This window comes from Pseudomonas piscis (assembly GCF_009380155.1).
GTDB classification, from domain to species: domain Bacteria; phylum Pseudomonadota; class Gammaproteobacteria; order Pseudomonadales; family Pseudomonadaceae; genus Aquipseudomonas; species Aquipseudomonas piscis.
The window spans coordinates 551,318-564,547 of sequence record NZ_WHUV01000004.1; the positions used below are offsets into that span (position 1 = coordinate 551,318).

A 13,230-nucleotide genomic window follows, 5' to 3' on the forward strand; every position below is an offset into this window, starting at 1 on the left:
GAAGTGTCACTCCTTGTGAGGGGCGGGTGGTTGTGCCCCGGGGTTGAGGATCAGTTGCATGAAGGTCAGGTCCAGCCAGCGTCCGAACTTGGTGCCCACCTGGGGCATCTGTCCGGTGGTGATGAAGCCCAGGCGTTCATGCAGGCGGATCGAGGCGCCATTGCCGCTTTCGATGGCGGCCACCACCACGTGCTTGTGGCAGGCGCGGGCGCGTTCGAGCAGCACCTCCATCAACTTTGGGCCCAGGCCGTTGCCGCGCTGGTCGCTGCGCACGTAGACCGAATGCTCGACGCTGTGGCGAAACCCATCGAAGGGCCGCCAGTCACCGAACGAAGCGTAGCCCAGTACCTGCCCTGCGCTGTCGACCACCACCAGCACCGGATAACCCTGGGCCTGGCGGGCGCTGAACCAGGCCAGGCGGTTATCCAGGTCCACCGGGGTCTCGTTCCAGATCGCGGTGGTATTGAGCACGGCGTCGTTGTAGATATCGCGGATCGCCGGCAAGTCGGCGTGCACCGCGTCACGAATCTGATACGTCATGGGCGCTCCTCAGGCGATGGGCTGGTGGACGGTGACCAGCTTGGTCCCATCGACGAAGGTGGCTTCTACCTGGACCTCCGGAATCATTTCCGCAATACCCTCCATCACCTGCTCGCGGCTGAGCAGGGTGGTGCCGTAGTGCATCAGCTCGGCCACGCTCTGGCCATCACGGGCGCCTTCGAGCAGAGCCGCGCAGAGGTAGGCCATGGCCTCCGGGTAGTTCAGCTTGAGGCCACGGGCCAGGCGTCGTTCGGCTACCAGGCCGGCGGTGAAGATCAGCAGCTTGTCTTTTTCGCGTGGGGTCAGGTCCATCGTGGTCGGTCCGTGGTCGGGCAGTTGAAGGAAAAGGGGCGGTTCATGTGTTCCAGATCCTTGGTGGTACGGCAGCGCGTCCCAACAGTGCCGGGCGCAACAAGCGCCACAGGTCCATCAGCCAGGCCCGGGCCTGCAAGGCTTCGCTGGCCAGGCAGCGCGCCAGCAACAGGCCCGGCAACTGGCTCAGGTCGCCGCGTACCGGGTGCTCCAGCGCGCGGCAACGTTCCAGCAGTTGGGCATCGATCTCGCCGGTGACCAGCAAGGTGGCGAACACCGGCTGGCCGTCGAGGCCGACCGGGGAGTCGAGCAAGCCGTCGCCGCCGCTGATGCGCTGGCGCTCATGCCACAGCGGCCGGCCATCGCGACGAATATCCAGGTGGGCCTGGAAGTGCCCTTGGGCGAAGCGCTCGCCACTGGCCGGGCGTCCGAGGGCGACGATGTCCCAGTAGCACAGCCGGGCATCGCCATGCAGTTCGATGCGGGTCGTCAGTTCGGCCTGGGCGGCGCTGAAGACTATGGTTTCCTGGGGCAGCCATTCCAGGGTCGCTCCTGGCGCCACCGCAAGTTCCAGGAGCTGGCTGGCGGGGCTGGCGGCGCGGTACCACTTGGCCGCCCCGGGGCTGGTCAACTGGGCCCAGGCGCCGCTATCGACCCGGGCGCGGATGGCCAGGCGGTCGCCACCGGCAATGCCTCCCGGAGGGTGGACGATGATGTGCTGGCAGACCTGCGGGCCTTCGGCATACAGGTGCTTCTGCACCCGCAGCGGGCCCTGGTGGCGGCGCAGCACCGGGCGCGTGGCGTTGCCGGTACAGGCATAGGCCAGCTCCAGCTCGGCGTGCCAGCTGGGGGTGAACAGGGCGTGGGCGGCAGGTGAGTTCATGGGCAATCGATATTGTTAGGAGGCTACAGATTAGATCGTAACCAGGCCGCGTACACCGTCGGCCTGCATATTTTCACCCCGGCCCTGCTGGATGATTTCCCCGCGGGACATCACCAGGTAGTGGTCCGCCAGTTCGGCGGCAAAATCATAGAACTGCTCCACCAGCAGGATCGCCATGTCGCCCCGGGCCGCCAGTTGGCGGATCACCGCGCCGATCTCCTTGATCACCGAGGGCTGGATGCCTTCGGTGGGTTCATCGAGGATCAGCAAGCGCGGGCGACTGGCCAGCGCCCGGCCGATGGCCAGTTGTTGCTGCTGGCCGCCGGAAAGATCGCCGCCCCGGCGTTGCTTCATCTGCTGCAGCACCGGGAACAGTTCGTAGATGAAGGCCGGCACCTCCCGGGCTTCATGCGCCGCGAAGCGTGAAAGCCCCATCAGCAGGTTCTCCTCCACACTCAGGCGGGCGAAGATCTCCCGCCCCTGGGGCACGTAGGCGATGCCGGCATGGACCCGCTGGTGCGGCTTGTCGCCGGTGATGGTCCGGCCTTCCCAGGTAACCGCACCGTCCCTGGCCGGCAGCAGGCCCATCAGGCATTTTAGCAAGGTGGTCTTGCCCACCCCGTTGCGCCCGAGCAGGCAAGTGACTTCGCCGACCCTGGCCTCGAACGAAAGGCCCCGCAGGATGTGGCTACCGCCGTAGTACTGGTGAAGCTTGTCGACTTGCAGCATGGAAGCCCTCCGGGCAGTAGCGAAACGGCAGATGCAAGCGGTTAGCTGCGAGCTGCAAGTAAGAGCGGGACGGTGTGCGTTTTGGTTTTGGTTTTGGTTTTGGTTTTGGCTTCTTGCTTGAAGCTTGAAGCTTGAAGCTTGAAGCGTGCCTCTGGGCCTATCTCCCGAGGTAGACCTCGATCACCCGCTCATTTTCCTGCACCTGCTCCAGGGACCCCTCGGCCAGCACGCTGCCTTGGTGCAGCACGGTGACGTGATCGGCGATCGCGCCGACGAAGCCCATGTCGTGCTCCACCACCATCAGCGAGTGCTGGCCGGCCAGGCCCTTGAACAGCTCGGCGGTGAACTCGGTCTCGGCGTCGGTCATGCCCGCCACCGGTTCGTCGAGCAACAACAGGCGAGGCTCCTGCACCAGCAACATGCCGATCTCCAGGAACTGCTTCTGGCCGTGGGACAGCAAGCCGGCTGGGCGCCGGGCCGAGCTGGCCAGGCGAATGGTGTCCAGCACCTGGGCGATGCGATCCTGCTGTTCGCTGCCCAGGCGCGCGCCGAGGCAGGCCCATACCGACTTGTCGGTGCGGTAGGCCAGTTCCAGGTTCTCGAACACGCTCAGGGCCTCGAACACCGTGGGCTTCTGGAATTTGCGGCCGATTCCGGCCTGGGCGATCTGCACCTCGCTCAAGCGGGTCAGGTCCAGGGTCTCGCCGAACCAGGCCTTGCCCCGGGTGGGGCGGGTTTTGCCGGTGATAACGTCCATCAGGGTGGTCTTGCCGGCGCCGTTGGGGCCGATGATGCAGCGCAGCTCGCCGACGCCGATGTACAGGTTCAGGTCGTTGAGGGCCTTGAAGCCATCGAAGCTGACGCTGATGTCCTCCAGGGTCAGGATGGTGCCATGGCGGGTGTCCAGGCCCTTGCCCGCGGCTTGGCCGCGGCCGGCATCCTGGGCGCTGTCGAGGATGGGTTCGAGCATGTAGTCCACCGTTGCCGTGATTCTCATGATTCACCCCTGTGCTTGAACAGACCGATCACACCCTTGGGCAGGTACAGGGTCACCACGATGAACAGCGCGCCCAGGAAGAACAGCCAGTATTCCGGGAAGGCCACGGTGAACCAGCTCTTCATGCCATTGACCAGGCCGGCGCCGAGCAGCGGACCGACCAGCGTGCCGCGTCCGCCCAGGGCGACCCAGACAGCGGCCTCGATGGAGTTGGTCGGGGACATTTCGCCGGGGTTGATGATGCCCACCTGGGGCACGTAGAGGGCCCCGGCCAGGCCGCACAGCACCGCGCTCAGGACCCAGACGAAGAGCTTGAAGCCGCGAGGGTCGTAGCCGCAGAACATCAGGCGGTTCTCGGCATCGCGCAGCGCAGTCAGCACCCGGCCGAACTTGCTTCGCGACAGGCGCCAGCCCAGGTACAGGCTGGCCACCAGCAACGCCAGCGTGGCCAGGAACAACGCCGCCCGGGTGCCGGGCTCGGTGATGCCGAAGCCCAGGATGCTGCGGAAGTTGGTAAAGCCGTTGTTGCCACCAAAACCGGTCTCGTTGCGAAAGAACAGCAGCATCGCGGCGAAGGTCAGGGCCTGGGTCATGATCGAGAAATACACGCCCTTGATTCGCGAGCGAAAGGCGAAGAAACCGAACGCCAGGGCCAAGAGCCCCGGCGCCAGCACCACCAGGCACAAGGCCCAGAGGAAGTGCTCGGTGCCGGTCCAGTACCAGGGCAACTCGCTCCACGACAAGAAGGTCATGAACGCTGGCAGGCCGTCGCCCGCGGCTTGGCGCATCAGGTACATGCCCATGGCGTAGCCCCCCAGGGCGAAGAACAAGCCATGCCCCAGGGACAGCAGGCCGGCATAACCCCAGACCAGATCCAGGGCCAGGGCGACCACGGCGTAGCAGAGGATCTTGCCCACCAGGGTCAGGGTGTAGGCCGAGACGTGCAGTGGATTGTCCGCCGGCAACAGCGCCAGCAGTGGCAGGGCCAGCAGCACCAGGAGCAGCAGGGCGCCGATGCTGATGGTGACCCTGGGCCCGGCCTTCTGGCTGGCGGTGATGAGCAGTGGCTGGTTCATCGCAGTGTGCTCGCGACGAAGGGTGCAGTGCACCGGGCGGCTGCCGCGATGGCGGTACGGGCGGTTTCGAGCGGGCTGCTGGCAAACATATTGGTGTTCCTTCTCGGGGCCGCCGCCAGCGAGGCGACGGCGCGTTCGTCAATGGGCGTGAGCATCTGCCGGCTAGTCGATCACCCGGCCTTTCAGGGCGAAGAGTCCTTGTGGGCGTTTCTGGATGAACAGGATGATCAACCCCAGGATCAGGATCTTGCCCAGCACGGCGCCGATCGCCGGCTCGAGGATCTTGTTGGCGACCCCCAGGCCGAAGGCCGCCAGGATGCTGCCGGCCAGCTGCCCGACGCCGCCTGCCACCACCACCAGGAACGAGTCGATGATGTAGCCCTGGCCCAGCTCCGGGCCGACGTTGCCGATCTGGCTCAGGGCCACGCCACCCAGGCCGGCGATGCCCGAGCCCAGGCCGAAGGCGAGCATGTCCACCCGGCCGGTGGGCACCCCGCAGCAGGCGGCCATGTTGCGGTTCTGGGTCACCGCGCGCACGTTCAGCCCCAGCCGGGTCCGGTTCAGCAGCAGCCAGGTCAGCAGCACCACGGCCAGGGCGAAACCGATGATTGCCAGGCGGTTGTAGGGCAGCACCAGGTTGGGCAGTACCTGGATGCCGCCGGAGAGCCAGGCCGGGTTCGCGACTTCGACGTTCTGCGCGCCAAACAGCAGGCGCACCAGCTGGATCAGGATCAGGCTGATGCCCCAGGTCGCCAGCAGGGTCTCCAGCGGGCGGCCATAGAGATGGCGGATCACGGTGCGCTCCAGGGCCATGCCGATGCCGGCGGTGACCAGGAACGCTACCGGCAGGGCCAGCAATGGGTAGTACTCAATGGCCTGGGGCAGGTAGCGCTGCAACAGCGATTGCACCACGTAGGTGGCGTAGGCGCCGAGCATCAGCATCTCGCCGTGGGCCATGTTGATCACCCCCAGGAGGCCGAAGGTGATCGCCAGGCCCAGGGCCGCCAGCAGCAGGATCGAACCCAGGGACAGGCCGCTGAAGGCCTGGCCGAGCACCTCGCCCACCAGCAGCTTGCGCTTGACCTGGGCCAGGCTGGTTTGCGCGGCGGTGCGCACGCCGGAGTCGCTCTCCATTCCCGCTTCCAGCAGGCTTTCGAGTCGGGTGCGGGCCAGCGGCTCGCCGCTCTCGCCCAGCAGGCGTACCGCGGCCAGGCGCACGGCCGGGTCGCTGTCCACCAGTTGCAGGTTGGCCAGGGCCAGGCTCAGGGCGTCGTGCACGCCTGGGTCCTGCTCGGCGGCCAGTCGTGTGTCGAGGAACTTCAACTGCGCCGGTTTGGCGCTCTTCTGCAGTTGCCGGGCACCGGTCAGGCGGGAGCCGGGGTCAGCGGCCAGCAGTTGGTGGCTGGCCAGGGCGGTATCGATCAAGCCGCGCAGGCGGTTGTTCAAGCGCAGGGGCTTGGCCTGGCCGTCCAGTGTCAGTTGGCCTTGCTGCAGGCTGGCGAGCAGGGCGAGGCGCGCCGGATCGGGCTGGGCGGCCCAGGCTTCCAGCAGTTGTGCCTGTTGGTTGGAGTTGGCCGCGACAAAGTCTTCGGCGTCACCGGCATGGGCGGCGATTGGCAGCAACAGCAAGCAAGCCAGGAGCAGGCGATAAAGCGACATGGTCACGTCCTTGGATACAACAGGGAGCCTTGTAGGGGCAGGGGGCGCCTAGTCCTTGTCCGTGATAGCGGTGGGTCTGGTACACCGCCATCGCGGGCAAGTCGGATCGCCGCCCGCTCGCCCCTACAGAGGAATGGATACGCTGCTCAGTTGCTCTTCACCGCGTAGTCCGGCTTCTTGTCGTTGCCCGGGATGTAGGGGCTCCAGGGTTGGGCGCGGACCGGGCCTGCGGTCTGCCAGACCACGTTGAACTGACCGTCGGGCTGGATCTCGCCGATCATCACCGGCTTGTGCAGGTGGTGGTTGCTCGGGTCCATGGTCAGGGTGTAGCCCGAAGGCGCGGCGAAGGTCTGACCGGCCAGGGCCTCGCGAACCTTGTCGACATCGGTGGACTTGGCCTTCTCCACGGCCTGGGCCCACATGTGGATGCCCACGTAGGTGGCTTCCATCGGGTCGTTGGTCACCGCCTTGTCGGCCCCCGGCAGGTTCTTGGCCTTGGCGTAGGCCTTCCAGGCCGCGACGAACTTCTGGTTCACCGGGTTATCCACCGACTCGAAGTAGTTCCAGGCGGCGAGGTTGCCCACCAGTGGCTTGGTGTCGATGCCGCGCAGTTCTTCCTCGCCCACCGAGAAGGCCACCACCGGCACCTCGGTGGCCTTCAGGCCCTGGTTGGCCAACTCCTTGTAGAAGGGCACGTTGGAGTCGCCGTTGACCGTGGAGATCACCGCAGTCTTGCCGCCGGCGGCGAACTTCTTGATGCTGGCGACGATGGTCTGGTAGTCGCTGTGGCCGAACGGGGTGTAGACCTCCTCGATGTCCTTGTCGGCCACGCCCTTGGCGTGCAGGAACGAACGCAGGATTTTGTTGGTGGTGCGTGGGTAGACGTAGTCGGTGCCCAGCAGGAAGAAGCGCTTGGCGCTGCCGCCGTCTTCGCTCATCAGGTATTCCACCGCCGGGATCGCCTGCTGGTTGGGGGCGGCTCCGGTGTAGAACACGTTGGGCGACATTTCCTCGCCCTCGTATTGCACCGGGTAGAACAACAGGCCGTTGAGCTCCTCGAACACCGGCAGCACCGATTTGCGCGAGACCGAGGTCCAGCAGCCGAACACCACCGCGACCTTGTCCTGGCTCAGCAACTGCCGGCCCTTCTCGGCGAACAGCGGCCAATTGGAGGCCGGGTCCACCACCACCGCCTCCAGTTGCTTGCCGTTGACTCCGCCCTTGGCGTTGATCTCGTCGATGGTCATCAGGGCCATGTCCTTGAGCGAGGTCTCGGAGATCGCCATGGTGCCCGACAGCGAATGCAGGATGCCCACCTTGATGGTCTCGGCGGCCTGGGCGGTCCAGGTCAGGCCCAGGGTGGCAAGAGCGGTCGAGAGGGTGAAAGCCTTGAGCAAGCTACGACGCTTCATTGTGCGATCTCCGTGAACTCTTGGATTTTTAAGAGGCAGATGCGAACCAGTGAAGGGTGTTTTGCAAGGGGTGTGCCGGGTTGGCCAAGGCATGGAAACGTTGCTTTAACAGCAAGAGTGGGGGCGGTGATGCCCCAAGACGAGGCTTGGGCAAGGGCTGGTGCGCGCGGGTGCTTCATTGTGGTGCTGCCGCTGGGCGGCAGCGGCGAGCGGCGCAGAGCCTTAATTTACGCCGGGGAAGGAGTCGACATATTTGATGGTGAAATCAGGAAAGGAGTCGACGATCTGGATCTTGTAATCGGGAAAACTGTCGACGACCTTCCACTTGCCCGGCGCGTCGGCAAAGGCGTTGACCTGCTTCACGTTCAGGTCGGGAAAGGAGTTCACCACCTTGACCTTGTAGTCGGGGAAGCTGTTGACGAACTGGATGTTGCCGTAGATTTTCGAGACATCGACGGAGGTGCCGGCCACGGCGCCAAGGGAGGTGCCGAGCAGCAAGGCCAGGAGCGCAGTTTTAAGCATGAGACTCATCCTGAGAGACCGAAGGGCGAGATCTTAATGCATCGCTGCCAGTGATGCGGCTGGTTTGTGCAGGCACCGGCAAGCCGGTTCCTGCCTCCAGGTATCGGACTCAGCGCCGGCGCATCAGACCAATGAAGAACAAGCCGCCGATGGCCGCGGTGGCCACGCCGATGGGCAGGTCCTCGGGGGCGATCAGGGTTCGCGCGGCGACGTCCACCCACACCAGGAACAGGCTGCCCAGCAGCACGCAGGCCGGCAGCAATCGACGGTGTTCGGCACCCACCAGGCGCCGGGCGATGTGCGGCACCATCAGCCCGACGAAGCCGATGGAACCGCTGATGGACACCAGCACCCCGGTCATCAGCGAGGCGATCAGGAATACCTTCAGGCGCACGTTGCGCGCGTTCAGGCCCAGGGTCACGGCGGTCTGCTCGCCGGCCATCAGGGCGTTCAATGGCCGGGCCATGCCCAGCAGCAACAGCAACCCGAGGAGCACGCTGATCGCGGGAATCGCCAGCAGCTCCCAGCGCGCCAGGCCCAGGCCGCCGAGCATCCAGAACATCACCGCCGAGCTGGCCCGGTGGTCGCCCATGAACAGCAGCAGGTTGGCCACCGCCATCATCACGAACGACACCGCCACCCCGCACAGCAGCAGGCGGTCGCTGTCCAGGCGACCGCTGCGGGCGGCGATGCCCAGCACCAGGATCATGCTCGCCACGGCGCCGATGAAGGCGGCCAGGGGCAGGGTCAGCAGGCCGATGACCTGGCCCACGTGCAGGACCACGATCACTGCGCCCAGGGTGGCGCCGGAGGTGACGCCCAGCAGGTGCGGGTCGGCCAGCGGGTTGCGGGTCACCGCTTGCAGCACCGCGCCGATCAGCGCCAGCCCGGCGCCCACCAGCGCCCCCAGGAGCATGCGCGGCACGCGGATCAGCCAGACGATATGTTCCTGGCCGGGACTCCAGTCCACCTCGCCCAGGCCCAGGGTCTTGTGCAGCAGGATTCGGCCCACCACGTCCACCGGCACCCGCGCCGGGCCGAAGCCCAGGGACAGCACGCAAGAGACCAGGAGCAGGCCGGCGAGGGTCAAGAGCAGCCAGCTGTAGCGACGTGTAGTCATTCGCCGTGGAAACCCTTGGCCAGGGTTTCCACCGCCAGCACGTTGTCGATGCCGGGGGTGGCCTGCACATAGGGGATGACGATGAAGCGCTGGTTCTTGATGGCGTCGACGCCTTGCAGCGCCGGGTTGTCCAGCAGGAACTGCTGCTTCTGCTCGGCGGTGACCTCGCTGTAGTCGACGATGACGATCACTTGCGGGTTGCGCTCCACCACGGTCTCCCAGTTGACCCGGGTCCAGCTGGCCTCGACGTCGTCGAGGATGTTGCGCCCGCCGGCAGCGTCGATCAGCGCTTGGGGCATGCCCAGGCGGCCGGAGGTCATGGCCCGGTCTTCGCCGCTGTCGTAGAGGAATACCTGGGGTTTTTCCGCGGGCAGGTCCTGTTGCACCTGGGCCACCTGCTCCTGCATCTGGGCGATCAGCGCATTGGCGCGATCCTGCACGTCGAAGATCCGGCCGAGGTTGCGCAGGTCGTTGTAGGTATCGTCGAGACTGGCGGCCGGGCGCTTCATCACGAAAGCGCAGGACTCGGTCAACTCATAGACATTGATGCCCAGGGGCGCCAGGGTCTGCGGGGTCAGGTCGCCGCCCACGCGCATGCCGTAGTCCCAGCCGGCGAACAGGAAGTCGACGTTGGCATTGAGCAGGGTCTCCACCGACGGGTACTTGGCCGCCAGCTCCGGCAGGCCGTCCAGCAGGGCGCTCATCTGTGGGGTCACGGCCTTCCAGCCGCTGATTCCGCTGTAGCCCACCATGCGCGATTTGAGCCCCAGGGCGAGCATCATCTGGGTCATGTTGATGTCGTGGCTCAGGGCATGCGTGGGCGCTTGCTTGAAGGTCACTTCGCGGTTGCAGCTGGTGATGGTCAATGGGTAGCGGGTGGCCTCGGCGAAGGCCTGGGCGGCCCCCAGTGACAGGGCCAGGAGCAGGCTGGAGCGAAGCAGGGAGCGCAAGGTCATGGTTGGGTGATCCAGGTGATTCGTGGGTAGCCGGACAGGGGGTGGGCATCGATCAGCGCCTCGACGCCGAAGACGTTGCGCAGCAACTCGACTGTGAGCACTTCGCCGGGAGTGCCGCTGGCGACGATGCGTCCGTGGTCGAGGACGTACAACCGGTCGCAGAAGGCCGCGGCCAGGTTCAGGTCGTGGATGCTGGCCAGGGTGCCGATGCCCAGGCGCTTGACCCGTTGCAGCAGTTCCAGCTGGTAGCGCGGGTCGAGGTGGTTGGTCGGCTCGTCGAGGATCAGCAACTGCGGTTGCTGGGCAAGGGCCCGGGCCAGGATCACCCGTTGTTTTTCCCCGCCCGACAGGGTCGCGAAGGCATGCTCCTCGAAGCCCAGCAGACCCACGGATTCCAGGGCCTCGCGGGCGATGGCATGGTCGTGCCGGGTGTCGCCGTCGAACAGGCCCTTGTGTGGGGTGCGGCCCATGGCGACCACCTCCTGCACAGTGAGGCCGAAGGCATCGGGAAACTCCTGGAGCACCACGGCGATGCGTTGTGCGCACCAGCGTGGCGACTGCTTCCAGACATTCTGGTGGGCCAGTTGCACCTCGCCCTGCTGCGGCTTGCTGAAGCGATAGGCGCAGCGCAGCAGGCTGGTCTTGCCGCTGCCATTGGGCCCGATCAGGCCGACGAACTCCCCGGCCTGCACGTGCAGGTTGGCCTCACGCAGTTGGAACTGGTGGTGGCAGTGGCCCTGGCCCAGGGGGCTCCAGGCCAGGTCGAGGAGGTTCAGCGAGGTCATGCCTTGTCCGTGTGGTTGCCGGTGGTCCGGCAAGGGTTCAGAAGCGATAGTCGGCGGTGACGAAGAACGAGCGCGGCTCGCCGAGTATCCATTGCTGGCCGTCATTGTATTGGCTTTGGGCGTACTGGCGGTCGAACAGATTGTTCAATTGCAGGCCCAGGGTGGTATTGCGCAAGGCTTGCCACGAGATGTTGGCGTCCACCACGGTGTAGCTGGGCAGCTGGTTGCGGTTGGCCATGTCGGCGTAGCGCGCATCCACGTAGCGCACCCCGGCGCCGGCCTGCAGGTCGTCGTTGATGGCCTTGCTCAGCCACAGGTTGGCGGTGCGCCGTGGCACGTCCACCGGGCGCTTGCCATCGCGAGAGACTGGCTGGTTATCCACAATCTGGGTGAAGTCATCGTACTGGGCACGAACGATGGCGGCATTGGCCTGCAGTTGCCAGGCGTGGGGCAGTTGCAGGTCCAGGCTGGCCTCCAGGCCATTGGAGGATTGCTGGCCTACTTGATCCTTGCGGGGCGCAACCCCGGGAACTTGAGGCACATCTATCAGCAGCTTCTTCTTGACGATGTGGTAGGCCGCCAGGGTCCATTCGCCGCGCTGGTCCCAGAACATCTGCTTGAGGCCGATCTCGGTCTGCTTGGCGGTGGACAGGTCGAATTGCTGCTGATCCGGACTCAGGGAAATCAATCCGCCGACACCATCGGTGCTGGTGGAGTATTGGCCGTACAGGGAGGTGTCCGGGGTGACGGCGAACACCAGGCCGGCCTTCCAGTTGTTGCCGGTCAGGGTCTTGTCGCTCTGGCTGCCGTCCTTCAAGTCATCGCGATCGATATGCGCATAGTCACGGCGCACACCGGTCACCAGGGACCAGCGCTCGCTGAGTTGCAGGCGGTTTTCGGCGAAGACCGACATCTGCCTGGTGGTGGTCTTGAACTGATCGCGGTAGGGGCTGTTGCTGATGAACTCGCCTTTGGCTGGGTGGTACAGGTCGATGGGGTCACCATGGGTGGTGACGTCATCGAAGGGCGAGTTGCTCTTCATATGGAAGCGGATGCGGTTGTAGTCCATCCCGACCAGGGTCTGGCTGTCGAGGCCGAACAGCGAGTGCTTGAGGGTGAAGGTCTGGCGATCGCCCACCTGTTCCTGCTGGTGGCCGATACCGAAGTAGCCGCTGCGGCTCAGTTGCCGGTCCGTCGTGTTCCAGTTGTAGTTCTCGGCGTTCTGCCAGCGGCGCTGGGCCTTGAGGTAGTACAGCTCGTTGCTGGCGCTGAGGTTATCGGAAATCTGCCACTCGCTGGTCAGGCGGGTCCACTGGTCGTTGTAGTGCTGCTTGTCGTTGCTGACGTTGTAGTTCTTGTCCCGCAGGCGCTTGTGCAAGCGCCCGTCGATCAGCGGCGTGCCGAAGTAGTTCATCGGGTTCTGGTCGCCGTAGTCGTGGGCCAGGGTGAAGGCCAGGTCATCGCGGGCCTGCCAGCGCAGGGCGGCGCTGACGAAATCCCCTGAGGAATCGCCACGGTCGACCCAGCCGTTGCTGCGTTCGCGATTGAGGTTGAGCCGGTAGCTCAGGCTGTCGCTCAGCGAACCGCCACTGTCCAGGGCCTGTTGCTGGCGATCGAAGGAGCCGTAGCCCAAGCGCAGGTGGTTCTCGATCTCGCCACTGAAGGGCTTCTTGGGGATGGTGTTGATCACCGCGCCAGTGGCGCCTTCGCCGTACAGCACCGAGGCCGGGCCGCGCAGTACGTCGACCCGTTCCACGGCCCAGCTGTTCACCGGAAAGGTCACGGTGCCCATGCCGGTATACATGCGGTTGCCATCGTAGAGTTGCATCACCGAACTCTGCCCGGTGAAGCCCCGGGCCGACAACGAGGTGCCGCCGTCCCCGGGGGTGCCGGTGCGGCTGATGCCGGCGCTGCGCGATACCGCGTCCTGGATGCTGCGATCGCCCCGGGCGCGGATGCGCTCGCCACTCAGGCTGTCGGTGCTGGCCGGGGTTTCCAGGGCGCTCAGGCCCAGGCGTGAACCAGCGGTGGTCGGGGTCCTCAGGCTGACGCTGTCGTTGCTGTCGTTGGCTGCGGCAGAGATGGTGCCGGTGGGCAGGGTCAGGGCGGCATCGTCGGCCTGGGACAGGGACGGCAGGGCGAGCAGGCAGAGACTGGACAGCAGGTACTTGTTCATCGGGGCGGTGAATCGCTTCTTCGAGAGGGTTGCCCACAGTGGGGGGCTGCGGGCAAGGAGCTT

13 protein-coding genes are annotated in these 13,230 nt (G+C 65.5%); all 13 read right to left on the reverse strand.

Annotated features, from left to right (window positions below):
* Positions 1–6 precede the first annotated feature (6 nt).
* Positions 7–540 (reverse strand): GNAT family N-acetyltransferase, encoded by a 534-nt coding sequence (locus tag GDH07_RS24355; protein WP_103325885.1) that lies wholly within the window; start codon positions 538–540, stop codon positions 7–9.
* 9 nt (positions 541–549) lie between these two features.
* Positions 550–852: an urease subunit gamma gene (locus tag GDH07_RS24360; RefSeq protein ID WP_022642026.1), complete on the reverse strand. Its 303-nt coding sequence runs from the start codon at positions 850–852 to the stop codon at positions 550–552.
* A gap of 43 nt (positions 853–895) precedes the next feature.
* Positions 896–1,735 (reverse strand): urease accessory protein UreD, encoded by an 840-nt coding sequence (locus GDH07_RS24365; RefSeq protein ID WP_152899135.1) that lies wholly within the window; start codon positions 1,733–1,735, stop codon positions 896–898.
* Positions 1,736–1,765: 30 nt separating this feature from the next.
* Positions 1,766–2,464: an urea ABC transporter ATP-binding subunit UrtE gene (urtE, locus tag GDH07_RS24370; RefSeq protein WP_022642028.1), complete on the reverse strand. Its 699-nt coding sequence runs from the start codon at positions 2,462–2,464 to the stop codon at positions 1,766–1,768.
* Positions 2,465–2,621: 157 nt separating this feature from the next.
* On the reverse strand, positions 2,622–3,461 hold the full coding sequence (gene urtD, locus GDH07_RS24375) for an urea ABC transporter ATP-binding protein UrtD (protein WP_152899136.1): 840 nt from the start codon (positions 3,459–3,461) through the stop codon (positions 2,622–2,624).
* Positions 3,458–4,537 (reverse strand): urea ABC transporter permease subunit UrtC, encoded by a 1,080-nt coding sequence (gene urtC, locus GDH07_RS24380; protein ID WP_152899137.1) that lies wholly within the window; start codon positions 4,535–4,537, stop codon positions 3,458–3,460. Before urtC ends, urtD begins: the two co-directional genes overlap by 4 nt.
* 162 nt (positions 4,538–4,699) lie before the next feature.
* A complete protein-coding gene (urtB, locus tag GDH07_RS24385; RefSeq protein WP_152899138.1) occupies positions 4,700–6,196 on the reverse strand; it encodes an urea ABC transporter permease subunit UrtB in 1,497 nt (498 codons plus the stop codon).
* A 146-nt stretch (positions 6,197–6,342) separates the two neighbouring features.
* Positions 6,343–7,608: an urea ABC transporter substrate-binding protein gene (gene urtA, locus GDH07_RS24390; protein WP_152899139.1), complete on the reverse strand. Its 1,266-nt coding sequence runs from the start codon at positions 7,606–7,608 to the stop codon at positions 6,343–6,345.
* A 222-nt stretch (positions 7,609–7,830) separates the two neighbouring features.
* On the reverse strand, positions 7,831–8,130 hold the full coding sequence (locus tag GDH07_RS24395) for a 7(1) septoil knot domain-containing protein (protein ID WP_085595420.1): 300 nt from the start codon (positions 8,128–8,130) through the stop codon (positions 7,831–7,833).
* Positions 8,131–8,239: 109 nt separating this feature from the next.
* Entirely contained in the window at positions 8,240–9,250 is a 1,011-nt protein-coding gene (locus GDH07_RS24400; protein ID WP_085595418.1) for a FecCD family ABC transporter permease, read from the reverse strand.
* Positions 9,247–10,206 carry an ABC transporter substrate-binding protein gene (locus tag GDH07_RS24405; protein ID WP_152899140.1) on the reverse strand — a complete coding sequence of 320 codons (960 nt, stop codon included), beginning with the start codon at positions 10,204–10,206 and terminating at the stop codon, positions 9,247–9,249. The genes GDH07_RS24400 and GDH07_RS24405 overlap by 4 nt, the downstream gene beginning before the upstream one ends.
* Positions 10,203–10,991, reverse strand: a complete 789-nt coding sequence (locus tag GDH07_RS24410) for an ABC transporter ATP-binding protein (protein WP_085595414.1) — start codon at positions 10,989–10,991, stop codon at positions 10,203–10,205. The genes GDH07_RS24405 and GDH07_RS24410 overlap by 4 nt, the downstream gene beginning before the upstream one ends.
* A gap of 37 nt (positions 10,992–11,028) precedes the next feature.
* Positions 11,029–13,167 (reverse strand): TonB-dependent receptor, encoded by a 2,139-nt coding sequence (locus GDH07_RS24415; RefSeq protein ID WP_152899141.1) that lies wholly within the window; start codon positions 13,165–13,167, stop codon positions 11,029–11,031.
* Positions 13,168–13,230: the final 63 nt, after the last annotated feature.

Coding starts and splice junctions, on each gene's coding strand:
- GDH07_RS24355 (WP_103325885.1), bottom strand. CDS start 540: ATGACGTATCAGATTCGTGACGCGGTGCACGCCGACTTGCCGGCGATC.
- GDH07_RS24360 (WP_022642026.1), bottom strand. CDS start 852: ATGGACCTGACCCCACGCGAAAAAGACAAGCTGCTGATCTTCACCGCC.
- GDH07_RS24365 (WP_152899135.1), bottom strand. CDS start 1,735: ATGAACTCACCTGCCGCCCACGCCCTGTTCACCCCCAGCTGGCACGCC.
- urtE (WP_022642028.1), bottom strand. CDS start 2,464: ATGCTGCAAGTCGACAAGCTTCACCAGTACTACGGCGGTAGCCACATC.
- urtD (WP_152899136.1), bottom strand. CDS start 3,461: ATGAGAATCACGGCAACGGTGGACTACATGCTCGAACCCATCCTCGAC.
- urtC (WP_152899137.1), bottom strand. CDS start 4,537: ATGAACCAGCCACTGCTCATCACCGCCAGCCAGAAGGCCGGGCCCAGG.
- urtB (WP_152899138.1), bottom strand. CDS start 6,196: ATGTCGCTTTATCGCCTGCTCCTGGCTTGCTTGCTGTTGCTGCCAATC.
- urtA (WP_152899139.1), bottom strand. CDS start 7,608: ATGAAGCGTCGTAGCTTGCTCAAGGCTTTCACCCTCTCGACCGCTCTT.
- GDH07_RS24395 (WP_085595420.1), bottom strand. CDS start 8,130: ATGCTTAAAACTGCGCTCCTGGCCTTGCTGCTCGGCACCTCCCTTGGC.
- GDH07_RS24400 (WP_085595418.1), bottom strand. CDS start 9,250: ATGACTACACGTCGCTACAGCTGGCTGCTCTTGACCCTCGCCGGCCTG.
- GDH07_RS24405 (WP_152899140.1), bottom strand. CDS start 10,206: ATGACCTTGCGCTCCCTGCTTCGCTCCAGCCTGCTCCTGGCCCTGTCA.
- GDH07_RS24410 (WP_085595414.1), bottom strand. CDS start 10,991: ATGACCTCGCTGAACCTCCTCGACCTGGCCTGGAGCCCCCTGGGCCAG.
- GDH07_RS24415 (WP_152899141.1), bottom strand. CDS start 13,167: ATGAACAAGTACCTGCTGTCCAGTCTCTGCCTGCTCGCCCTGCCGTCC.